This window comes from Bradyrhizobium sp. NAS80.1, assembly GCF_001908205.1.
Lineage (GTDB): Bacteria > Pseudomonadota > Alphaproteobacteria > Rhizobiales > Xanthobacteraceae > Bradyrhizobium.
Genome location: NZ_LGHL01000206.1, coordinates 1 through 21,220, shown reverse-complemented (window position 1 = coordinate 21,220; position 21,220 = coordinate 1). Strand labels below are relative to the sequence as shown.

The 21,220-nt window shown below is 60.3% G+C and carries 21 protein-coding genes and 1 pseudogene; 18 read left to right on the top strand and 4 right to left on the bottom strand.

Going from position 1 to position 21,220, the window contains the following annotated elements:
* Positions 1–332 precede the first annotated feature (332 nt).
* From AC629_RS36120 to AC629_RS36090, 7 genes and pseudogenes are all read left to right on the top strand, one after another.
* Positions 333–984: pseudogene (locus AC629_RS36120) on the top strand (hydrolase).
* 24 nt (positions 985–1,008) lie between these two features.
* Complete coding sequence (locus AC629_RS36115; protein WP_084809519.1) at positions 1,009–1,293, top strand: XapX domain-containing protein; 285 nt, start codon at positions 1,009–1,011, stop codon at positions 1,291–1,293.
* Positions 1,290–3,173, top strand: coding sequence for an amidohydrolase (locus tag AC629_RS36110; RefSeq protein ID WP_084809518.1), 1,884 nt, complete (start codon positions 1,290–1,292; stop codon positions 3,171–3,173). Before AC629_RS36115 ends, AC629_RS36110 begins: the two co-directional genes overlap by 4 nt.
* A 1-nt stretch (position 3,174) precedes the next feature.
* Complete coding sequence (locus AC629_RS36105; protein ID WP_084809517.1) at positions 3,175–3,600, top strand: DoxX family protein; 426 nt, start codon at positions 3,175–3,177, stop codon at positions 3,598–3,600.
* A gap of 35 nt (positions 3,601–3,635) precedes the next feature.
* A complete protein-coding gene (locus AC629_RS36100) occupies positions 3,636–4,547 on the top strand; it encodes a glyoxalase (protein ID WP_084809516.1) in 912 nt (303 codons plus the stop codon).
* Between the two features lie 8 nt (positions 4,548–4,555).
* Positions 4,556–5,986 carry an alginate export family protein gene (locus AC629_RS36095; RefSeq protein WP_084809515.1) on the top strand — a complete coding sequence of 477 codons (1,431 nt, stop codon included), beginning with the start codon at positions 4,556–4,558 and terminating at the stop codon, positions 5,984–5,986.
* A 31-nt stretch (positions 5,987–6,017) separates the two neighbouring features.
* The gene (locus AC629_RS36090; protein ID WP_084809514.1) at positions 6,018–6,689 is read left to right on the top strand and encodes a YoaK family protein; all 672 of its coding nucleotides are present in this window, start codon (positions 6,018–6,020) and stop codon (positions 6,687–6,689) included.
* A 454-nt stretch (positions 6,690–7,143) separates the two neighbouring features.
* Here the strand turns inward: AC629_RS36090 and AC629_RS36085 are convergent, their stop codons facing one another.
* Positions 7,144–8,181 (bottom strand): Cj0069 family protein, encoded by a 1,038-nt coding sequence (locus tag AC629_RS36085; RefSeq protein WP_084809513.1) that lies wholly within the window; start codon positions 8,179–8,181, stop codon positions 7,144–7,146.
* A gap of 96 nt (positions 8,182–8,277) precedes the next feature.
* Positions 8,278–9,009 carry a sulfite exporter TauE/SafE family protein gene (locus AC629_RS36080; protein ID WP_084809512.1) on the bottom strand — a complete coding sequence of 244 codons (732 nt, stop codon included), beginning with the start codon at positions 9,007–9,009 and terminating at the stop codon, positions 8,278–8,280.
* A 632-nt stretch (positions 9,010–9,641) separates the two neighbouring features.
* Between AC629_RS36080 and AC629_RS36075 the strand changes: the two genes are divergently transcribed.
* Both AC629_RS36075 and AC629_RS36070 read left to right on the top strand, forming a co-directional pair.
* Positions 9,642–10,202: a hypothetical protein gene (locus AC629_RS36075; RefSeq protein WP_084809511.1), complete on the top strand. Its 561-nt coding sequence runs from the start codon at positions 9,642–9,644 to the stop codon at positions 10,200–10,202.
* A gap of 337 nt (positions 10,203–10,539) precedes the next feature.
* Positions 10,540–10,773, top strand: a complete 234-nt coding sequence (locus AC629_RS36070; protein ID WP_084809510.1) for a hypothetical protein — start codon at positions 10,540–10,542, stop codon at positions 10,771–10,773.
* A 54-nt stretch (positions 10,774–10,827) separates the two neighbouring features.
* On the opposite strand, the gene AC629_RS36065 is transcribed toward AC629_RS36070, so the two are convergent.
* Complete coding sequence (locus AC629_RS36065) at positions 10,828–11,520, bottom strand: glutathione S-transferase family protein (RefSeq protein ID WP_084809509.1); 693 nt, start codon at positions 11,518–11,520, stop codon at positions 10,828–10,830.
* A 47-nt stretch (positions 11,521–11,567) separates the two neighbouring features.
* The gene (locus AC629_RS45955) at positions 11,568–11,804 is read right to left on the bottom strand and encodes a DUF1127 domain-containing protein (RefSeq protein WP_143199706.1); all 237 of its coding nucleotides are present in this window, start codon (positions 11,802–11,804) and stop codon (positions 11,568–11,570) included.
* 128 nt (positions 11,805–11,932) lie between these two features.
* Between AC629_RS45955 and AC629_RS36060 the strand changes: the two genes are divergently transcribed.
* The 9 genes from AC629_RS36060 to AC629_RS36015 all read left to right on the top strand — a co-directional run bounded on the left by AC629_RS36060 (position 11,933) and on the right by AC629_RS36015 (position 20,643).
* Positions 11,933–12,922, top strand: coding sequence for a transcriptional regulator GcvA (locus AC629_RS36060; protein ID WP_084809508.1), 990 nt, complete (start codon positions 11,933–11,935; stop codon positions 12,920–12,922).
* A gap of 493 nt (positions 12,923–13,415) precedes the next feature.
* The gene (locus AC629_RS36055; protein ID WP_084809507.1) at positions 13,416–14,156 is read left to right on the top strand and encodes an ABC transporter ATP-binding protein; all 741 of its coding nucleotides are present in this window, start codon (positions 13,416–13,418) and stop codon (positions 14,154–14,156) included.
* Entirely contained in the window at positions 14,143–15,516 is a 1,374-nt protein-coding gene (locus tag AC629_RS36050) for an ABC transporter permease subunit (RefSeq protein WP_143199705.1), read from the top strand. The genes AC629_RS36055 and AC629_RS36050 overlap by 14 nt, the downstream gene beginning before the upstream one ends.
* Positions 15,513–16,241, top strand: a complete 729-nt coding sequence (locus AC629_RS36045) for a hypothetical protein (protein WP_084809505.1) — start codon at positions 15,513–15,515, stop codon at positions 16,239–16,241. Before AC629_RS36050 ends, AC629_RS36045 begins: the two co-directional genes overlap by 4 nt.
* Before the next feature lie 363 nt (positions 16,242–16,604).
* Positions 16,605–17,195, top strand: coding sequence for a superoxide dismutase (locus tag AC629_RS36040; protein ID WP_084809504.1), 591 nt, complete (start codon positions 16,605–16,607; stop codon positions 17,193–17,195).
* Between the two features lie 140 nt (positions 17,196–17,335).
* Entirely contained in the window at positions 17,336–18,211 is an 876-nt protein-coding gene (locus tag AC629_RS36035; RefSeq protein WP_084809526.1) for a DUF1259 domain-containing protein, read from the top strand.
* Between the two features lie 438 nt (positions 18,212–18,649).
* Complete coding sequence (locus AC629_RS45950) at positions 18,650–18,829, top strand: hypothetical protein (RefSeq protein ID WP_143199703.1); 180 nt, start codon at positions 18,650–18,652, stop codon at positions 18,827–18,829.
* 49 nt (positions 18,830–18,878) lie between these two features.
* Positions 18,879–20,084 carry a chromate efflux transporter gene (chrA, locus tag AC629_RS36020; RefSeq protein ID WP_143199702.1) on the top strand — a complete coding sequence of 402 codons (1,206 nt, stop codon included), beginning with the start codon at positions 18,879–18,881 and terminating at the stop codon, positions 20,082–20,084.
* 10 nt (positions 20,085–20,094) lie between these two features.
* Complete coding sequence (locus tag AC629_RS36015) at positions 20,095–20,643, top strand: hypothetical protein (RefSeq protein WP_084809500.1); 549 nt, start codon at positions 20,095–20,097, stop codon at positions 20,641–20,643.
* Positions 20,644–21,220 lie beyond the last annotated feature (577 nt).

Sequence of the window (21,220 nt, the reverse complement as noted above, 5' to 3'; positions counted from 1 at the left end):
TCTCGGGGAATGCCCCGCGCAGCTGCGTCGGAAAAGACGCTGCCAGCTTCGGAAGCAAGCAGATACGCAAGCCTCTGTCTTGTAAGTTTGCCCGATGGTTTTCACTCAACTTGAGCGGGATATGGCGACAATCTGTGGCCTCGCTCCGGGCGCTTTGGCGCGAAATCGTTCAAATCGTCCGTCTATCGGACAATCCTTCCCCGGAAAAAGCGAATACCCATAAGCCGGTTCAAGGTCTGGACGATGCCGAGCGGGGCGAGGACCTTTTCCGGTTTCATCGAAGGACTGCCCGCATCGCAAGCCTAGCCGATCCCGCCAAAGGAGAGTGAAACATGTCGAAAGTCGAGATGCTTACCCCCCCAAAACAGCGCCATCGCCCTGATCGACTATCAACCCGCGATGTACCAAGGCGTGCAGTCGCACGACCGGCTCGTGGTCTTCAACAACATCCAGATCCTGGCCAAGGCCGCGAAGCTCTTCAAGATCCCCACCGTGATATCGACCGTCGCCAAGGATTCGTTCTCGGGTCCGTTCATGCCGGAAGTGACCGAGTTGTTCCCGAAGCACGAGATCATCGACCGGACCTCCATGAACTCATGGCTGGATGCGAACTTCCGCAAGGCGGTCGCCGCCACGGGTAAGAAGAAGTTCGTCATCGCCGGCCTGTGGACGGAAGCTTGCGTGATGTTTCCGAGCCTCGACATGCTGAAGGAGGGATACGAAATCTACGTTCCCGCTGACGCGTGCGGCGACCTTTCGATCGAAGCGCACAACCGTTCCATGGATCGCCTCGTCCAGGCCGGTGCCGTTCCGATCACCTCCTGCCAGTATGTTTTCGAACTGCAGCAGGACTGGGCGCGCACCGAGACCTACGACGGCGTGATGGACATCCTTCGCGCCCATTCGCCTTATGGCATCCAGGTGCGCTTCTCCAAGTGGGCGCTTGGAGAACATGCGTCGGAGGCCGGCGGCAAGACGGCCTAGGTCGATCGAGAAGGAGAACCCGTCATGAAGATTTACCTGTTATCTCTCGGCGCGGGTCTCCTCGTCGGAGTGATCTACTACCTCCTCAATGTGCGTTCACCAGCGCCACCCCTTGTCGCGCTGGTGGGACTGCTCGGAATTCTGGTTGGTGAGCAGATCGTCCCGGTCACCAAACTCCTCATCGGGGGCTCGAGCTTTTCGGAGGCATTCCATCTCTCGAGCTGCGATTCCCACATCTTCGGTATGCTGCCCGGCCGACGCACGGCCGGGCCCATTGACGGTCTCAAGAATCCGGAGAAGCAAACATGAGCAACCAAGCCCCCGACCTAATCCTCCATAGCGGCCTGTTCACAACCCTCGATCGTTCGAATCCGACAGCCAGTGCTGCGGCGATCAAGGATGGTGTGTTTACCGCTGTTGGGCACGATGCGGAGGTGAGGAATCTCGCAGGTCCTGCCACGAAGATCGTCGACCTGAAAGGGCGGCGCGTCCTCCCCGGCCTGATCGACAATCATCTGCACATCATCCGTGGCGGCCTCAACTTCAACATGGAGCTGCGCTGGGACGGCGTCTGGTCGCTCGCCGACGCAATGGCGATGCTGAAGAAGCAGGTTGCGATCACGCCGCCGCCACAATGGGTGAGGGTGGTGGGCGGTTTCACAGAGCACCAGTTCGCCGAAAAGCGGCTGCCAACAATTGACGAGTTGAATGCCGTCGCGCCGGACACGCCCGTATTCATCCTGCATCTCTACGATCGCGCCATGCTCAACGCTGCGGCGCTTCGGGTGGTCGGCTATACCAAGGACACCCCCGAGCCTCCGGGCGGCGAGATCGTGCGCGACGCAAAAGGCAACCCGACAGGGTTGCTGCTCGCCAAGCCGAACGCGAACATTCTCTATGCGACGCTCGCAAAGGGACCGAAGTTGCCGTTCGAATACCAGGTGAACTCGACTCGCCACTTCATGCGCGAACTCAACCGGTTGGGAGTCACCGGAGCGATCGATGCGGGAGGCGGCTTCCAGAACTATCCCGAGGACTACGCGGTCATTCAGAAGCTCTCCGATGAAGGGCAGCTGACCGTCCGTCTTGCGTACAACCTGTTTACCCAGAAGCCGAAAGGAGAGAAAGCGGACTTCCTGAACTGGACCAAGACCTCGAAGTACAAGCAGGGCACCGACTACTTCCGGCACAACGGGGCCGGCGAGATGCTGGTGTTCTCCGCCGCCGATTTCGAGGATTTCCGCGTACCGCGTCCGGACATGCCGCCGGAAATGGAAAGCGAGCTCGAAGACGTCGTCCGTATCCTCGTGCAGAACAAGTGGCCCTGGCGCCTGCACGCGACCTACGATGAGACGATCTCGCGCGCGCTCGATGTGTTTGAGAAGGTCAATCAGGACACGCCCCTTGATGGTCTGCACTGGTTCTTCGACCACGCCGAGACCATCTCCGATCAGTCTATCGACCGCATCGCGGCGCTTGGCGGCGGCATCGCCGTGCAGCACCGCATGGCCTATCAGGGCGAGTATTTCGTCGAGCGCTACGGTTATGGCGCGGCCGAAGCGACGCCGCCGGTCAGGAAGATCATGGATAAAGGCGTGAAGATCTCCGCCGGCACGGATGCAACCAGGGTTGCCTCCTACGATCCCTGGGTCTCGCTTGCTTGGCTCGTGACCGGCATGACCGTGAGCGGTCTGCGGATATATCCGCAACGCAATTGCCTCGATCGCGAAACTGCGCTGCGGATGTGGACCGAAAACGTCACCTGGTTCTCCAATGAGGAGGGGAAGAAAGGGCGCATCCAGGTCGGTCAGCTCGCTGACCTGATCGTCCCCGATCGGGATTTCTTCTCCTGCGCCGACAACGAGATCGCCGATATCGCGAGCGATCTCACGGTGGTCGGCGGGCGCATCGTCTACGGAGCAGGAGAGTTCAAGGCTCTCGACGACACCGCCCCGCCACCCGCGATGCCCGACTGGTCGCCGGTGCGCAGTTTTGGAGGGTACGGCAGCTGGGCGGAAGAGGGCGGTAAGGCACAGGCCATCCGCTCGCACGCGATGCAGATGTGCGGCTGCGCCAATGCTTGCGCGGTGCATGGCCATGATCACGCGCGCGCGTGGTCCGGAAGGCTGCCGGTTTCGGACCTCAAGAGCTTCTGGGGTGCGCTCGGTTGCGCCTGCTGGGCGGTCTGACATGAACGTGAAGGCCGACACTCCCCGCTTCATAAGGGCAATCCTCGCCTGGCCCTGGCTGTTGCCGGTCTCGAGGGTCGCCCTGGTGTCGGCCTTCTTGATCGGCGGGATCCAGAAGTTGACTGATTTTCCGGGAGCCGTTGCGGAGCAGGCGCATTTCGGACTTCAGCCAGCGTGGCTTTGGGCTGCGGCAGCCATTGTCGTTGAACTCGGCGGTTCCGCGCTTGTCATTCTTGGACGGTGGGTGTGGCTAGGGGCCGGCGGACTCGGCGTGCTGACTGCGGTCGCCATGCTCACTGCGAACGATTTCTGGGCCAAGTCCGGTCACGATCGCTTCCTGGCCGTCAATGCCTTTTTCGAGCATCTGGGTCTGATCGCCGGTCTGGTGCTTGTGTCAATCCTGTCCTTGCGCTCGCAAGGAGCTTGATCACTATCGCTCAACTCTCCTGCTCGAGGTTTCCCATGATCCGCAAGCGTCATCTAATCGAGATCCTGCTGATTTCATCGCTGCTGACGACCGCGTCCGCCGCCATCGCGCGCGATCAGTCGGAGTCTGCTTCGCCGGAGGTTGGCGTCGGCGCGCAATACGATACCACCCACGTCTACGTGGCCCCAGAAGACGTCGACAAGTTCGTGGCGAGCTTCCTTTCCACCTTCGGTGGCCAGAGCACGAAACAGGTCATTGCAACCGTGACCCCCACACCGAGTAGCACGACCTCCCAGCTTCTTCAGACGCCTGTGGGCACCGTGTCTCTGTTCGGCTTCAAGACGCCGATCCCGTATCCCTTCGGAGCGGAGCGGACAGGTTGTCTGGTCACCGATCTCGACGAAGCCATCAAGGTCGCAAAGGACTCGGGCGCTGCCGTTCTGGTGGCCCCCTTTTCCGATCCCATTGGACGCGATGCCGTGATCCAGTGGCCGGGCGGCGTCAACATGCAGCTCTATTGGCACACGACGAAGCCGTCCTATGCGGCGTTCGAGACCATCCCCGAGAACCGCGTCTATGTCTCTCCCGAGCGGGTGAATGCCTTTACCCGCGGCATCCTCCGGTTTTCGCACGGGAAGGTCGTTTCCGACGATGCGCATGCCGCCGGAGTCGAGATCGGCCGAGCAAGGGATACATTTAGGCGAATCCGCATCGAATCGGTGTTCGGAAAGACGACCGTGTTCGTCACCGACGGCCACCTGCCTTACCCCTACGGACGGGAACTGACCGGCTACGAGGTCAAGGACCTGCAAGAGACCTTGGCGAAGGCAAAAGCCTCTGGGGCATCGGTTCTGGTCGACCCGTATACGTCTAACGGACGGGCCGCGGCGATGGTACAGTTCCCCGGTGGATATATTGCGGAGATTCACGCGGCCGTACCGAAGTAGGGGGCGGGATGGCATTGCTGCTGGGACGATTGTTTTTGCGAACGGGCTGGGCGGCAGGCGTGCTGTGCGCAGCGGCGCCTCAGATTGCTTGGGCAGATGATCAAAAGTCTCCGGATTCCACGCCGCAGCGGCCGGCCATCATGTTCAACCGCTGGCAGGAAGACTGGTCGGTGCTCGCGGATCCGCGCGTTCCGCGTCAACCGTTCGACGAGTTCAAATATATACCGCTGTCCGACATCGATCCCTACACGTACCTCTCGTTTGGCGCAAACACGCGCGAACGGTTCGAGTCCAACAACGCCGCTAACTTTGGCACTGGTTCAAACGTCGCCCAAAATTATGTCATCAGCCGAAACGAATTCCATGCCGATCTCCGCGTAGCCAACCAACTTCAGGCATTCGTGCAGTTTCAGGCCGACTATGCACCCTGGAAGACCATGTTGACGCCTGTCGATCGGGACAAGCTCGATCTCGAGATGGCCTTCGTCGCGTTGACCGAGTCTGTGGGCGGTGGAACGCTGAAGCTGCGCGCCGGCCGCCAGCAATTCGCGTTTGACCTGCAGCGCTTTGTGTCCGTCCGCGACGGTCCCAACGTCCGACAATCCTACGACGCCGGTTGGGCAGACTACGAGAACGGGCCCTGGCGGTTCATCACCTTTTACAGCCTACCGGTCCAGGTTCGGGACATCACCATCTTCGACGACTACAGCAGCGTCACCAAGCAGACCTTCGGGATGGCGCGGGCGGAGTATAAGTTTTCCGAGTCGCTGTTCATCGCCGGCTACTATGCCAATTTCACGCAAGGGAACGTGCAGTTTCCAAATGCGTCTGGCAACGAGCGGAGAGACATATTCGACGTCCATCTGAACGGTAAGGCCAATCATTTCGATTTTGACTTCGAAGTGATGAACCAGACCGGACGCATCGGCCTCGAGCCGATCGAGGCATGGGCTGTCGGCTCGCTCGCTGGCTACACCTTCGCCGACGTGAACTGGAGTCCAAGGGTGGGTGTCCAGCTCGACGCGGCGTCTGGTGACGGCAACAACAAGCAAACCTTTGGGACGTTCAATCCGCTGTTCCCCAACGGTTACTATTTCACCCTGGCGGGTTACACCGGGTACACCAACCTCATTCACATCAAGCCGTCCCTGACGCTGAGCCCGACTTCGTCGCTGAAAATCACGTTGGCAGCAGCGGCTCAATGGCGCCAGAACACGGCCGATGCGGTCTATACCCAACCCGATGTTGCCGTCCCGAACACCGCGGGACGGCCCGGGGCGTACACTGGAAGCTACGGCCAGGTTCGGCTCGATTGGGCGATCGACCGCGCAACCTCTTTCGCAATCGAGGCGGTGCACTTCGCGATTGGCAATGCACTGCGCAACGCGGGCGGACATGACTCGAACTACGTCGGCGTAGAGATCAAGCACGGATGGTAGTGTATCCGGTGTCGACCGAAGCAGAAGTCCTATGATCCTGCCGTTTCTCTTGAGTTTCACCGCGGGCTATGTCGACACGGCGGGATTTCTCGCGTTGCAAGGTTTATTCACAGCCCATGTGACCGGGAATTTCGTGACCCTTGGCGCGTCGCTTGCCCTCGGCACGTCGGGAGCCATTGCGAAGATCTTGGCCCTTCCGGTATTTTGTGCGGTCGTAATGGCCGTCCGCCTCCTTAGCTCGTCGCTGGTAAAGCGCTGGCGCTTCATCTTCGAAGCCATGCTCGGCCTTAAGGTCCTTCTGTTGATCGTCGGCGCCGCGCTCGCGATCGAGTTCGGCCCTTTCCAGAACGGCGACAGCTGGCAAGCTGTGATTACCGGGATGGTGCTCGTTGCGGCCATGGCGATCCAGAACGCCGTACATCGGATCTATCTCGGAAGCGTACCTCCGTCGACGCTGATGACCGGCACGACGACGCAGATCATGATCGATCTGGCCGATGTATTGCTTCCTGGAGGCAACGGGAGAGGGTCGACAACTCGATTGAGGAGGATGTCGGCGATCGTACTCGTATTTGCCGCGGGGTGCGGCGCAGCGGCCCTTCTGTTTATGTGGTTCGGTGAGCGGTGTTTTATACTCCCGCCGGTTCTCGGTCTCCTTTCCCTGGTTGCTCGAGTGGTAGGTCCGTCGGAACAGACAGTCTGAGGACCACGTGCGCCGGCAAGTGCGCGATGTAGGGCAAGGCGGTCCTGACGGTAGGGCTCGAACACTCTGGTGGAATTCCGTTGACCGCGAACCGAATCCGCTTTTGGACCGATGTTCGACGAACGCCATCCCAACTACGGTGACAAGCTACAGATGGCAGCCTCTGGACCTGCTCGAGATCCGATCGGGACGGCGCGAATTGGGCCACGCGCCGCCCGGACATCGGCTGGCAGTGCTAGGTAGCGTCGGCAGGTAAATTTAGAATGCCAACCACTAGCTCGACGCTTTTGGAAGGCGGTCATAAGGTCTTTCCAAAGGCCATCGGCCGGACATGCGGCTCCGCTTGTGAGACCGCCGCGCGCCACCCCAGGTCAGTGGCGAACTCGAAGGGCGCGGGCATCCTCAGGCGTGCAAATTGGCTCGAGGAGCACCGATACTACGGCGCGCAAACTGCTCAGAGCTTCGAGTGCACCCGATCGGCAACCCGGCGGGCGATCTCCGCCGGTGCCTCATCGGGGATCGGGAAGACTGAACTGACATTGACCTCGCCGAGCACGTAACTGTCGGTCCCGTCGGCGTTAGGCGGGCCGAGCATGAAGTCGGCGTCCCAGATCATCGGCAGATCGCTCCTCGCTATATCCAGCAGGGATATAAGCTGTGGCGTCCACTCGTCTTCCATCAACCGGCGCAGGCGCTGGAAGCGCGGGTCGGTCTTGGAGGTGTAGAGTCGCGGTCCGGCTTCGGCGCGCGCGGCCGGCGCCTCGACCAGCGCCTTGACCTTGTGGTGGCCGAAGCCGGCGCAGCGATCGCCTGCCATATAACACCGCACCACACCTTCGCTGAGGCGCGCCTGGAACGCCTGATCGATCACGCAGCCGTCTTCGAAATACTCGCTGCACCGATCGAGAAAGTCGTCCAGTGCCACGTCCTCAGCTGCGTCCTTCGTGGCGTCCAGCACGTGTACGATCGGCCGGGTGCCTGGATTGGGCAGCGTCTCGACCTTCCAGACGCCCTGACCGCCATTGCCGCGGTTGCGCTTGATAACGCGTGGCCCGATGGCGAGGCGTGAGGGCAATTCCACACGCATCGCCTCGGCCGTTTGATAAAGCGCCGTGTCGCAGCCCCAGCTCATCTTACGGGTACGATGGAGCACTTCCTTGGTGCCCATTTTGAGGATCACGTCGGGATGGGCGCTCACCCACACGCCGCACGCCGCAACCTCGCGCAGCAACGTGTCAAGATTGGCGCGGTTGCGCCCCTCATGAATCGGGTTGACCCAGACGAGTACGCCATCGAACTTGGCAAGCTGTGCGCTCACGTCGTCGCGGACATCGTCCTCATAGACCACCGGTTCCGCATCGACGCCGATTTCGTTGAGCGCGGCAAACACTTCTTTGAACCGGCTGGTCTCTGGTGAGGCACTCCGGCGCGCCGCTTCATCGCCGCGCCAGAGGATAGCGATGCGGCCGAGGCGAGCTGTGGACTTAGACATGGAAGAGACTCCGGATTCATTGATCGATACGATTGGGTATTCGTTACGTGTTCAGCATCAGGGCAGGCATCCCGCCAGGCGGAATCGGTCGTAACGCTAGACGACCAGGGCCGTGCCCGAAGCCAGAAGCAGCACCAGTACGATCTTGCGGAAGGCGCTCTCGTCGAGGCGCCCGAACAACTTGAGACCGAGCCAGGTGCCAGCGAACAGGGCTGGCAGGCCGATCAGAAAGAGCTCGATCGTATCCGCGCTGAGTGCGCCTTTGGCCCCGATCCACAGCGCACTCACCAGGAATGTCGCCACTGCGACCGGCTGAAACACTGCACGCTGCACATCCTTGGGCCAGCCGCGCAGTCCGCACCAGATCGTGACGAGGATTCCGGCCAGCCCGGTGATGCCGCCCAACGCGCCGTTGAGGAATCCGACAACAGCATCGATTGCAGCGCCCGGTGATTTCACTGGCGCGATCGCAGGACGAAACAGGGCATAAAGGCTGTAGAGAACGAGAAGCAGACCGACACCCGCGCGGACAAAGGCGGGATCGCTCCAGGTCAATATCGTCACGCCAATCGGCACGCCGAGTGCCGCGCCAAGGATGAACGGCCAGAGCCGTCTCCAATCCAGCGCACCACGGAGCTTCCACACAGAGTAACCCTGCACAATCAGCCCAAAGGCAATGATCAAGCTGGCGCTCTGCAGGGGAGTAAGGATGTACAGCCAGATCGAGGCGGCGACCAGACCGAATGCAAAGCCGGAAAGCCCCGCGACGAGCGCACCGGCAAAGGTCGCAACAATGAAAAGCGGAAGCTCAAGAGATATCCCATCCATGTGTTCGCTCCATAACAAAGCGAACAGCCCTTGCATGGGAAGACCCACTTGACGGGGAGGCTGCTACGTCCCCAGAGCGCACACTAGTACGAACACCGAAAAATCTCAATTGGCGTTCAACGCTCGCCGTGGATCATTCACCGTCACTTGGCTGAACTTGGACGGATCCGCCTACGCGCAACTCGATGGGCCTCCACCGAACCTCGCCGATCTGGGCCGGGAGGCAGCATTCGGTTCAAGGCTGTTCTTTGGTGGATGGGACGGCGGAGGAGAGGCGTGTCGCGACAGCGGCGAGCGCGGTTCTCGGGATTTAAGTATGGTATGCTGGAACGCGAAAGCGCCATGAAAAGCTACAGCGATACCGTGACCCCGACGCAAATCATCCGATGGATGCTGCTCGCTGCGCCGCTCATTTGGGTGCAGCTCGCGCACGCCCACGGCATCGCGGGAAATCGCTATTTTGCCGGTACGATGTCCTTTGATGATCCGGCTGTCGCCGATGAGCTCATCCTCCCCAACCTCAGCTATCTCAACTACCCGGCGCAGGGCAGTAACGTCGGAGAGACCCGCATCAACGGCGTTTTGCTCGGCTGCTCACACCAACACTGGCCTTTACACTCGACAGTGCATGGATGCACCAGAACTGGCCCACCGGGCGCACGACGGGATTCGACAAGACCAGTGTCGGTCTCAAATACGAGGCTTATCGCGATAATCGAAACGAAGCTCTGGTCTCGATAGGCCTCGCATGGGGTATCGGGCACTCCGGCTCTGTGGCAACCGGCGCCGATGCGCCTCATACGCTTCAGCCTGGTGTCTTCGTCGGTAAGGGCTTCGGAGATCTCCCGGACCAGCTGTCCTGGCTAAGACCTTTCGCCGTTACGGCCTCGTTCGTAGATGAAATCCCGATCGGTACTGGCGGAAGAGCTCTGGCGCCCAGCCTGGCAAACGGCGGTTTTGAGACGGTTTTGTCCCCGGCCGTCGAGACGCTGCATTGGGGGATTTCAATTCAATATAGCACCTTGTATCTGACGAACCGTTTCAACGGCGGTGCCCCCAAAGAAGAACCGCTCAATCAGCTTGTGCCTCTGGTCGAGTTCAGATTTGACAGTCCCCGGGGGCAGTATATGGCAGCAACGGCAAACCCCGGTTTCGCCTACGTGGCCGTGACCTGGCAGGAGCAACAGAGGTGATCATTCCTCTCAACCGCGCCGGCGGAAATGGGCCGGGATTTCGAACTCAGCTTCTCCTGTTTCTCGATGACCTCATCCCAACCGTGTTCGGAAAGCCTCTGCTGAGCAATCGACCAGAGCGAAGCCAGATCGCGTGGTAAATCGGAGCGATCGCGCCGGTCGCCGTTCAGGGCGATGAATTCAGGCTCACCTTGATCCGTCCACACAGAAGGCCGCGCGCTGGACGCGGCCCAGACCCTTCCACGACTCGTTTTTGACGACGGAACCGCTCCATCGAATGGGCGTTGCGTTCCAGACTGATAGGGCGGTCACCCTGTGAAACATCGGAGAGAAAATCATGCCGGCGCGAACACTCTCTCAGGTTCTAGTCTGCTGTCTGGCATTCGCCTTCTTCACACCTGCTCATGCGCTCACCCAGGAGGAGCTTACAGCGAAGCTGCAATCCGCGGGCTACACGAACATCCGGGACATCAAATCTACGGCCGAAGGCATCGCCGTTAATGCAACGAAGAACGGCAAGGATGTATCGCTCGTTGTCGACAGCTATGGCCAAGTCAAGGAGCGACAGTAACGCTTGAAATTGCATTGCTGGGTCCTTTCGTAGCAATTTCCGCTATGTCGTCCCTCAATATTTCGGTCGGTGCGAATTGGCCCATTCGCGCGCATGCAGTATTGGTTCGCGCGGCGGCAGGCTCGCGCGCAGCCTTCGGGTCGTCGGCAGATCCTCCATCAAAGCGCGCCAGCGGTAGAAGGCGGGAAATTTGCGGTACATGGATTGCCCTTCGTCGGTCAGGCCGAAGGCAAACGTAGCGGGCAGCAAGTAGAAGTCGGCAAGCGTGAGCTCTGATCCGATGAGATACTGACCGCCGTGCGCGAATTCGCGCTCGATCACCGAAAGCGCGAGCTCCACCTTCGGCAGCGCATGGGCTATCACTTTTTCGTCGGAAGGGATCCCAAGCTCCGGGAAGACCAGGCGCTCATGCGTCACGTGATAGATCATGTAGGGGTAGACGTAGGAGTTGACCACGCTGATCCATTGGTTCATGCGCGCTCGCTCCCTGTGATCCTGCGGAGTGAGGCGCGGCCCCTCGAACTTCTCATCGATGTACGCGACGATCGCGCTGGTCTCATACAGAATGAAGTCCCCGTGCCTGAAGATCGGAACCCGATCGAAGGGATGCAGTGCGAGATGTTCGGGCTTGCCCATCACCGGTTCGAGGTCCTCGAACCTGTAGGCGACGTCCTTGTGGGTGAGGACCAGCCGGACGATGTTGACAAACGTACTGCGCGGAAAGCCGTAGACGATGGTCTCAGACATCTGACTATCTCCAGTCAAAATCGATCAATTCAGCCAGGCCGGAGGCATCATCGCCAAAACGGCATATCGGCCTGCTCGAGGGCCTCTTCGCGAGTGAGCCCGAGGTCGGCAAGCAGGTGCGGGTCATCAGCGATGGCCCGCAGACCGGCGCGTTGGTGCATCCGCTCGCTGCAGGACAGCAATCGGTCGAGCGGAGCCAACCATGAATTTGTTTGATGATCGTCGGACGTCGTACTGCGCCGAGGCCAGGGAAGACGCCCGCTGTTGGCAAAGAGCGTTGACATCGAACCGCTCCTAATCCCATGATTTTGAATTGTCGCTGCCTCCATAGGGCCGACAGGGCAAAGTCCGCAAAGCATCGTTTCTCGGGCCTGCCCCAATTCTTCTCATGAACTCATGGAAGCGCACAGCAATGCGCCCGCGTTTGCCGCCATTGAATGCGTTGAAGGCCTTCGAGGCTGCCGCCCGGCATGAAAGTTTTACGCGCGCGGCAGAGGAGTTGTGCGTTACGCAAGGGGCCATCAGTCATCAGGTGAAGGCGCTGGAAGCGGAGCTGGCGATCAAGCTGTTCAATCGCGAACGCCAGCGGCTGATCATCACCGAGGCAGGGCGGGACTATCTCGCCGTCGTGCGCGATGCGCTCGATCGGATTGCCGCAGGCACGGAGCGTCTGCTGCAGCGACAAAGCGCGGGCGTTCTGACGGTCAGTACCTCACCGGATTTCGCAGCCAAATGGTTGGTCCATCGGCTGGGCCATTTTGCCGAGGCTCATGCGGAAATTGACCTTCGCGTTTCCGCAACCCTGCATCACGTCGATTTCGCGCGCGAGGAAGTTGACCTCGCTGTGCGTCATGGCGATGGCAATTGGCCGGGTCTCGATGCTGTCAGGCTTGGCGCAGAACGGCTCTTTGCCGTGTGCAGTCCAAAGCTCTTGGCCAGTCGACAGCGCCTTGGCGGAGCAGCCGATATTCTCAAGTTTCCCCTGATACATCTCGACAGCCGTTCCGATTGGGAGAAGTGGCTGCGCGGCGTTGGCATAGATGACGCAGGTGTCACCCACGGTCCGGTGCTCAATCGGGCCAGCATGGTGATCGATGCCGCGATCAATGGGCAGGGCATTGCTCTTGCGCGCACCACATTGGCGGCTTGGGATCTGATCAATGGCCGGCTTGTGATGGCCTTCCCAGATTCCCTTCCTGTGTCAAGGACCTATTGGATCGTCTGCCCTAAGGCGACTGCAGCGTTGCCGAAGATTGCGATGTTTCGGGATTGGCTGCTGGCGGAAGCGGCGGCGGACTTGCGGCAGCTACGGTCCTTCGTTCAGCGGCCTGGCACTCAAGCCGAGCCGAACAGCCGCCGCGGGAAGCTGAAAGTTCGCGCTGTGAGTCGTCGCTACGAGTAGCGCAGCGCACCGAAATGCAACACCGAGCTGTTGCACCGTTCCAGAACCAAACTCCGATGACCCGTTTACCGCTTCATTCAGGTGCGGGAGGAGCTGCATGCGTGTTCTTGCATGACAACGGCAATATTGCTGTCCTGTACTCTAATCCCATCCCGGGCTGATGAGAGCGGCAGCAACATTAACCGCCAGTCGATCGTCAAACCGTCGGCCGCGACTGGCGAGCCCATCCAGAGGGTGAAGAGCGTCGGTGAGACAGATTGTTCGCAAGTCGCGGATTCCGTCGAGCCACTTGCGTCCGCGTCCGCTCGGTCGCAACCGTGCGCGCGCCTTCTCGATCAAATCGAGGTGACGATGCACTGGTTCCGGCGGTTGTCTCGATGAGTTCCGATTGACAGGGGAGTGGCCTTTGGCACACTCGCCGTGTTGGGGATAGCGATCTCCCCATGAGGCGACATGCCCAAGCATCGCGTCCGTTTCCGTGCAAGGACGCAGCATGCCCGCTCCCCAGCCCTTCCCTGACGGCTCCGTGCCTTTGCTCCACGTCGCGAACCTGACGAAGCTCTACGGAAGAGATGAGCTCGCGATCGAACGCGTAATGTTCTCCGTGCAGGCTGGCGAGATCCTCGGCATCATCGGCCCAAACGGCGCAGGCAAGACGACGGTATTGGAAGCCATCGCCGGGCTTCTCCCGGTCAACTCGGGGGAGGTCTTCTGGCGCGGAGAGCCGCTGAAGATAGCCGACCGGCGCAACTCCTTGTTTTATCTGCCTGACGGAGTGCACCCCTACCGAGACCAGACCGCCTGGCAGGTCTTGTCATTTGTGGCGCGCGTGTTTCGCCGATCCGATGCTGAGGTCAGGGCGACCATCGAAGCTCTTGGATTGCAGCCGGTGCTCGGCAAGCGCGTGCACGAGCTGTCGAAAGGGTATGCCCGCCGTCTGATACTCAGCCTGGGCCTGTTGGCCCCGCACGAACTGTTGCTGATGGACGAGCCGTTCGACGGGTTCGACCTGCGGCAGATCCGGGAGATCATCGGCGTCTTGCGCGGGCAGACAGCGTATGGACGAACGCTGATCCTTTGCATCCACCAGTTGGCAGATGCTGAACGGATCTGCGACCGCTTCATTCTGCTCTCGGCGGGGAGGGTGCGCGGCATTGGCGGGCTCGCGGACCTACGGGCGCAGACCGGCCTCGCGACCGGATCATTGGAGGACATCTTCCTTGCGCTCACGTGACGCAGACAGGCGACTGGCAGCACCGATCGCGCCGCTCCTTGCAAAGGAGATCCGCGAGATCACCGCGGGTCGAGCGCTTTGGACGATGTTGCTCCTCGTCTGTCCTCTGGTCGGATACAGCTTTGCCCAAGCCGTCTCTCTCTACAGCGAGTCCAGCTCGGCCGCTCTGCAGTCGCCTGTCCTGGCGAGGAGTCTTTCGCCACTCGACGGAATTCTCGTGCCGACATTCGGTTCGTTCTATGTCGCGGTAACACTGCTGTTCCCTTTCGTGGCAATTCGGGTCTTGGGCCAGGAAAAGGAGACCGGAGCGCTGCGCCTGCTCGTTCAGTTACCATACCGACATTCCACGCTGGTTCTGGTAAAGCTCTGCGCTGTGCTCGCGGGGTGGCTTATGGTGAGCGTCCCCGCGCTTTCCGCGCTTGCGATGTGGGCAGTACTCGGCGGCCATCTCGCAGCGCCGGAGACGCTCAACCTGCTGTTTGGACATTTGCTGTATGGTCTGCTGGTCGGTGGCATCGGCCTCCTTGCAGCGACCATTTCCGACAGTTCGGCGACGGCTGCCATCGTTGCGCTCGCTGTGACCATCGGTTCATGGGTGCTGGACTTTACGCTCGCGGGCCGCTCCGGCTGGTCGGCTTGGTTTGCACAGTTGTCACTCACGCGCACCTTGCGGCCGTTTGAGGAGGGGCTCCTTTCTGCCGGGCTGGTGCTCGGCATAGCCGTCGTGATTTCCGGGCTCACTGCGCTGACGATCATCTGGTTGCCGCCCGGATCGCACCGGCGGACGAGATTCGCGCGCTCTGTAGCCTGCCTCTTCATGATCGTGCTTGCTCTCGGCGCCGCTGCTCAGGCCAGGAAGTCCTTAGACGTAAGCGAAGATCGACGAAACTCGTTCTCTGCGGCCGACGAGCGTTTGCTCGCCACGCTTCGCTTGCCGCTGGTCATCACTGTGAATCTCGCTCCTGAGGATCCCCGCTATATTGATCTGCGGCGGAATGTTCTCGCCAAGCTCGAGCGTGCCATGCCGGACGTGGCGGTTGTTCTCGCCGGGGCGCGGCAGAACGCAGCGAGTTCGCCCGATGCTTATGGTCAGATTGAATACGTCTACGGTAACCGAAACGACGTTAGCCGCTCGACGAGTCCGCGCGAGATACTGCCGCTACTGTATGCCCTCGCGGGCGCGCAACCGCCCGTACCTGGTTCGGGCGAAGACTATCCGGGCTATCCGTTGATTGCGAGCGCGAACGCGTCATTGCTTTGGTTCTTCGGCGGATTGCCGCTTCTGATCGCACTCGCGTGGTGGCGGATCCGTCGTCCCGCTACCAAGCCCTATCTTATCGGCAAAGGAGCTAAGTCATGAGCACGAGAATGGAGCTCGCAGCAGCGGTGTTCGCGGTACTCGGCCTTGCTGCACAGGCTTTGCCTGGCCTCGCTGCCGGGCCAATCAGGATCGATTTCACGGATGAAACGGTCGGCGCGGAGCCCAAGTCGCTCGTGCCGGTTGTCGGTACTTGGCGGATCGAGGAGGATAACGGAAAGAAGCTCCTCACGGTTGATGGCCGCCAGTGGAAGGAAGGGCAGGCATCGGCAGGCATCGCCGACAAGGCACGTGCGCTGTACGGCGAACGTTACGCCGAATTTCTCGATCGCGTGCAAGCCTACGCTTATTACCCCTACGCGGTCGCGCCGAAGATCGACAATTTCAGCGGAGGTGAGATTTCGGTACGTTTTGAAGGTCTGTCCGGTCGGATCGATCAGGGGGCGGGGATTCTCTTCAATCTCAAGCCAAATGGCGACTACCTGACCGTTCGCGCAAACTGTCTGGAGGACAATGTCGTCCTTTGGAAGTTCGAGAAAGGTAAGCGTTCCGCGGTCAAATGGGTACGCAATACGCCAACCCCGACCCGCCAGTGGCATGAGCTCAAGGTCCGCATCAACGGTGCGAAGGTCGAGGGCTATCTGGATGGCAAACTCTATCTCGAGCACACCTTGGCGCAGCCGGTTTCCGGCCGGATCGGTCTGTGGTCGAAGGCCGACAGTCACATGTATTTCACAGATTACACCGTAGCAGCCACCACTGATTGAGCGGGCGTGTAATCGTTGGCGCGTACCGCGCAGGGTTCTGGACCACAGGTGGTGGCTCCGCGGAACCAGTAGACTTCGACGGCGTTGACAAGCCCGTCAGTCGAGCATTATCTGCTCGTACGGGGAAGCGATCTCCCCGTGAGGCGACATGCCCAAGAATCGCGTCCGGTATTCCGAGTAGGAAGGACGCTGCATGTCTGCCGTTTGCTTACCCCCTCCCCAAACGTCTCCATTGTTCTCAATCGCGCCGCGATTCTGCGGAGAGTGGCGGCTCGACTGCGCTGCCGAAAACCTGCTCCAGGCGGTTCAGCACCGGGACGCGTCAAATCTGGAAATCACCGACGGTCTCAGCGGAGCACGATCATGACCTACGCCATGAAGCCGCTTTCCTGCGACCCGAACCGGATCCGGGGCATGTCGGAACGGATGATTGTCAGCCACTACGAAAACAACTATGGCGGCGCAGTCAAACGGCTCAATCTGATCGAGGAACAGCTTGCCGGGCTCGATTTTGCGAAAGCGCCGGGCTTTCTGATCAACGGGCTAAAGCGCGAGCAGCTCCTCGCAACCAATTCGATGATCCTGCACGAGGTGTTCTTTGCCGGCCTTGGCGACGAGAGCGAACCCGCCCCAAGCCTGAACGAGGCCCTGTCGCGTGACTTCGGGTCGTACGACCGGTGGCGCAACGAATTCGTTGCGATGGGCAAGGCACTAGGCGGTGGCTCAGGTTGGGTACTGCTGACCTGGTCGCCTCGCGACGGCAAACTCGTCAACCAATGGGCCGCGGATCACTGCCACACGCTGGCTGGTGGGGTGCCGATTCTGGCGCTCGATATGTACGAGCATTCCTATCACATCGACTACGGCGCCAAGGCGGCGAGCTACGTGGATATCTTCATGGCGGCGATCAATTGGCCGGCGGTACAGCGCACTTATGAGGGGATGCAAAGATAACGCGCGGCTCCGGGTGGTGAAAGGGCGGGCACGACTCATTGGGGACGACATGCCTGACGAAGGAGGATGCAATGCAGAAGAAACTCTCGATAGGTGCTCCGATTCTCTTCGCGCTATTGGGAGCCTTTGCTGGCGTGGAGATGACGAACTGGATGAAATATGGCGAGTCGTTTATCTCCAGCGCGCATGCGCAGACCATTGATTGGCAGAAGGTCGACGAGACGCTCGGCCGAAAGCCCGCCATCTCGGACGATGTCCACCGCTATGGGTTCCCGCGCACAGACCTCGCGGTGACTTTGGATGGGGTGGCCATCAAGCCCGCGCTCGCGCTGGGCGGCTGGGTTGCTTTCAAGCCGGTGCACGGCAGCGCAATGATCATGGGCGACGTTGTGCTTCTGGAAACCGAGATCAATCCGGTAATGGCGAAGATGATCGCGAGCGGCCTCGAGATCACCGCCGTGCACAACCATCTGCTACGCGCGAGCCCCGCGACATTCTACATGCACGTCGCCGGCCACGGAGACTCCGTCAAGCTGGCCTCGACCATTCGCGATGCGCTGGCCGAAAGCAAGACCCCATTGACGGTCGCGGCGCCGGCGAACCCGCCGCCCGCCGCCGATCTCGATACGGCACAACTCGACCAGATCATCGGAGTTAAAGGACGGGCCAACGGCGGTGTCTACCAATACAACGTTAAGCGGCGCGATCCGATCACAGAAGGCGACATGTTGTTGGCCCCGGTCGGTGCAATGGGCGTCGCAATCGGGATCAATTTCCAGTCTACGGGCGGAGGCAAGGCCGCAATCACCGGCGACTTTGTGCTGACCGGCGATGAGGTCAACCCGGTCATCGTTGCGTTGCGGGCGCACGGCATAGAGGTGACGGCGCTGCATAGCCACATGCTGGACGAGCAGCCGCGCCTGTTCTTCATGCACTTCTGGGCCAATGACGACGCCTTGAAATTGGCGAAAGGGCTTCGCGCCGCCCTCGACAAGACGGCCAGCACCAAGAGTTAGAACGAAGTCGATCTCGTGCGCTGGGGCGCGGGATCGAGAATCGCAAAGGGATTCGGGATGAGAATGGCTGCACTCGTAATGTCAGCACTGGCGTGTCTCCTTGCCGTGAATGCCACAGCCCACGCCCAAACCTGCAAAGTTTGCTCCGAGCAGCACAAGGCCTGCATGAAGAACTACGCCGGACCGGCATGCAAGACCGAGTACCAAATGTGTCTGAAGTCCTGCAAATCGAAATGAGCGGCTTCTTCTTGAGATACCGCTCTATCCTCGCGGCTTTGCTGGTGACGGTATTCACTGTGAGTGCGGCTACCGCCGAGGACGACTTTCGCAAACTGTCGGGTGCACAAATACGAGCCAAGCTCCCCGGCATGCAAAATAGCCGACGAGGTGCACTGGCGAGAGGTCTACGAGCGCGGCGGCAGGCTGCGAAGCTACTCAATGGGCAAGAAGATGGTCGGGAAGTGGTTCGTCCACCCCGACGAGTGTTGTCTCGATCTTCCCGAGCCCGACGGCGGCTGCTTCGAGGTGGGCGCATCCGGTGAAAGGGTGGTCTTGAAGCCGACAGGGCTGGGTCTGGCCGTGGATGGCGTCCTGAGGTCGCTGGCCCAAGGCGAATGACCTGCGTTGCGGGCCCGATGCCCTTGGTTTCTTTTGAAGGAGCTTTGATGTGACGACAACTACGGTTCCCGAGCGCGGTCGTATGGCGGAATTGGCGCTCTATTTCTTGCGTCTCGGCTTTCTTGGCTTCGGTGGTCCCGTTGCGCTCGTTGGCCAGATGGAACGTGAGCTGGTCAACGACAAGAAGTGGCTCACCAAAGAGCAGATGCGAGAATCGATCGCCATCTGCCAATCGTTGCCCGGTCCGCTTGCGATCCAGGTCGGCATCTACATCGCCTGGCTCCGCTGCGGCTTTTGGGGCGCCTGGCTCGGCGGATGGTGTTTCATTCTGCCCAATTTCATCATCGTCGCCGCGCTTGGAGCGCTCTACGTCTATCTCGGCGATCTTCAGCCGGTGACCGCCATCTTCTATGGCGTCAGCCCGGCCGTGATCGCGCTCATTCTGCATTCCTGCTACCGGCTCGCGAAACTCGGCATGGAAGACTGGCTGCAATGGGCCATCGCGGTGGTGTGTTTCGCAGTGACGATCATCCTGCAGGCCGAGGTGGCGCTGCTGTTCATCGGCGCAGGCATTGTTGGCATCGTCTATTATGGCAGCCTGTTCAAGCGGACACCCGCCGTGTTGCCGGTTGTCGCGGTGCCCGCGACTGCTCCGCTGGCGCCGGTAGCCACAGCTTCCACGCTCGGCAAGCTCATGCTGTTCTTCCTGAAGGCTGGTTCGCTCACATTCGGCAGCGGCCTCGTGATCGTGCCATTCCTTGAGCAAGGGCTGGTCCAGCAATATGGCTGGCTCGACGAACGGCAATTCCTGATCGCTGTTGCCATTGGCATGATCAGTCCGGGGCCGGTCGTGATCACAGCGACCTTCGTCGGTTATCTGGTGGCGGGGTTCTGGGGCTCGCTGATTTCCACAGTCGGTATCTTCTTGCCGTCCTTCTTACTGGTCCTCATCGTGGCACCGATCCTGGCGCGGCATCGAGGAAACGCCAACGTCCAGGGCTTTGTGAGGGGCGCTTACGCTGCGGCGATCGGCACGATCTTGGGGGCTTGTGTCCTGCTCGGCAAGATCGCGATCGGCGACTGGCTGACGGTGGCGGTTGGTGTCGTGTCTCTTGCCGTACTGTTCCGGTTGGAAGGTCAGCAATCCGGCGCTGATTGCCGCAACTGCAGTCGTGGGACTTATCGCTTATCCGCTGCTGCAGCCGGCGTGGGTAATGGTCAAATAGAGGGCAAGGGGGCATCTCGAAAAGTGTAAGGAGGTCCCTATGACGAGACGAGAAATCCTACTTACGACCGTAAGCGGCTTCATCATGGTCGCTCTGGTGGCATCGTTTGGTGGTTCTCGGTCTGCTCTTGCGATTGGTCCAGACCAAGAACAGGCCGAACTAGGGAACGCGTTGAGTGGCGCAAAGGTGAGCTTGCAACAGGGGTTCACGGCAAGCGAGCGGGAAGGCCAACCGATTTCCGGGAAATTCGAGATGGATGAGGGCAAACTCCAGCTTTCGGTCTACACGGCAAAAGAAGAAAAATTCTACGAGGTCATTGTTGATCACATGACCGGGACTATTGCCAAGGTCGAACCGATTACCGAGGGCGAGGACCTTGCCCATGCCAAGTCCCAAAAGGCCGCGATGGATAGGGCAAAGGTCAAGCTGGCGGATGCCGCCACCAAGGCGAAAGGACAGGCTAAAGGAGAAGCAGGGGAGGTGCTCGTTGTGAGTGCGGTGCCAGAACTGAAGGACGACCGTCCGGAGGCCACGATTGTTCTACTGCAAGGAAAGAAGTTCTCAACTGCTTCGCAACGGCTCGACTAGAACTCTAAACATGTCCGCCGCGGTGGCCAGAAGAGGTCGCAGGGTGCGGGATCGGTCGATCGACCAGAGCATTGGCGAACGATCCTGCGCTCGTCCTCGTTGACGATCCCACTGGCAACCTTGACGGCAAGAGTAAAGAAAGCGTGATGGTGTGCTCACGGATGCGGTCCGCGAGCGCGGCAAGACAACGCTGTTCGTTACCCACGAGCGTGACAAGGTGCAAGCTATTGACAGGTCCCTCGAGCTGAGGAATGGCGTGCTCAGCTCCTACCGGATTGATCCGCAAGAGAGGGTATTCTGAGATTGCGTCTTCCGCCGCCTCTCGTCTGATTCAGGAAGGGCGGCATCTTGGCCTCTCCAATCGGAGGCGCCCGCACAAAGGAAGAGCGCAGAAACGCATTGCGTGGATTTCGCTGCTACGCTGCGAGGCGTACTGCTCGTATCGCTGTCGTGTATCTGATCAACGGACCCTCCTCGGGATCATCACCATGGAAATGAATCGCTGCGCCAGCCGGGATTTTGCGTGGCTTTCCGTATTCCTTGACGGACGCGGTCTCGACCACCTGTAAGTCCGGAT

Excerpts from the sequence above, each read along its gene's own strand:
- AC629_RS45955 (WP_143199706.1), bottom strand. The coding sequence starts at position 11,804 with ATGTCAACGCTCTTTGCCAACAGCGGGCGTCTTCCCTGGCCTCGGCGC.
- AC629_RS45950 (WP_143199703.1), top strand. The coding sequence starts at position 18,650 with ATGGGCAAGAAGATGGTCGGGAAGTGGTTCGTCCACCCCGACGAGTGT.
- AC629_RS36055 (WP_084809507.1), top strand. The coding sequence starts at position 13,416 with ATGCCCGCTCCCCAGCCCTTCCCTGACGGCTCCGTGCCTTTGCTCCAC.
- AC629_RS36095 (WP_084809515.1), top strand. The coding sequence starts at position 4,556 with ATGGCATTGCTGCTGGGACGATTGTTTTTGCGAACGGGCTGGGCGGCA.
- AC629_RS36045 (WP_084809505.1), top strand. The coding sequence starts at position 15,513 with ATGAGCACGAGAATGGAGCTCGCAGCAGCGGTGTTCGCGGTACTCGGC.
- AC629_RS36060 (WP_084809508.1), top strand. The coding sequence starts at position 11,933 with ATGCGCCCGCGTTTGCCGCCATTGAATGCGTTGAAGGCCTTCGAGGCT.
- AC629_RS36040 (WP_084809504.1), top strand. The coding sequence starts at position 16,605 with ATGACCTACGCCATGAAGCCGCTTTCCTGCGACCCGAACCGGATCCGG.
- AC629_RS36065 (WP_084809509.1), bottom strand. The coding sequence starts at position 11,520 with ATGTCTGAGACCATCGTCTACGGCTTTCCGCGCAGTACGTTTGTCAAC.
- AC629_RS36085 (WP_084809513.1), bottom strand. The coding sequence starts at position 8,181 with ATGTCTAAGTCCACAGCTCGCCTCGGCCGCATCGCTATCCTCTGGCGC.
- AC629_RS36115 (WP_084809519.1), top strand. The coding sequence starts at position 1,009 with ATGAAGATTTACCTGTTATCTCTCGGCGCGGGTCTCCTCGTCGGAGTG.
- AC629_RS36015 (WP_084809500.1), top strand. The coding sequence starts at position 20,095 with ATGACGAGACGAGAAATCCTACTTACGACCGTAAGCGGCTTCATCATG.
- AC629_RS36100 (WP_084809516.1), top strand. The coding sequence starts at position 3,636 with ATGATCCGCAAGCGTCATCTAATCGAGATCCTGCTGATTTCATCGCTG.
- AC629_RS36035 (WP_084809526.1), top strand. The coding sequence starts at position 17,336 with ATGACGAACTGGATGAAATATGGCGAGTCGTTTATCTCCAGCGCGCAT.
- AC629_RS36110 (WP_084809518.1), top strand. The coding sequence starts at position 1,290 with ATGAGCAACCAAGCCCCCGACCTAATCCTCCATAGCGGCCTGTTCACA.
- AC629_RS36080 (WP_084809512.1), bottom strand. The coding sequence starts at position 9,009 with ATGGATGGGATATCTCTTGAGCTTCCGCTTTTCATTGTTGCGACCTTT.
- AC629_RS36070 (WP_084809510.1), top strand. The coding sequence starts at position 10,540 with ATGCCGGCGCGAACACTCTCTCAGGTTCTAGTCTGCTGTCTGGCATTC.
- AC629_RS36105 (WP_084809517.1), top strand. The coding sequence starts at position 3,175 with ATGAACGTGAAGGCCGACACTCCCCGCTTCATAAGGGCAATCCTCGCC.
- AC629_RS36075 (WP_084809511.1), top strand. The coding sequence starts at position 9,642 with ATGCACCAGAACTGGCCCACCGGGCGCACGACGGGATTCGACAAGACC.
- AC629_RS36090 (WP_084809514.1), top strand. The coding sequence starts at position 6,018 with ATGATCCTGCCGTTTCTCTTGAGTTTCACCGCGGGCTATGTCGACACG.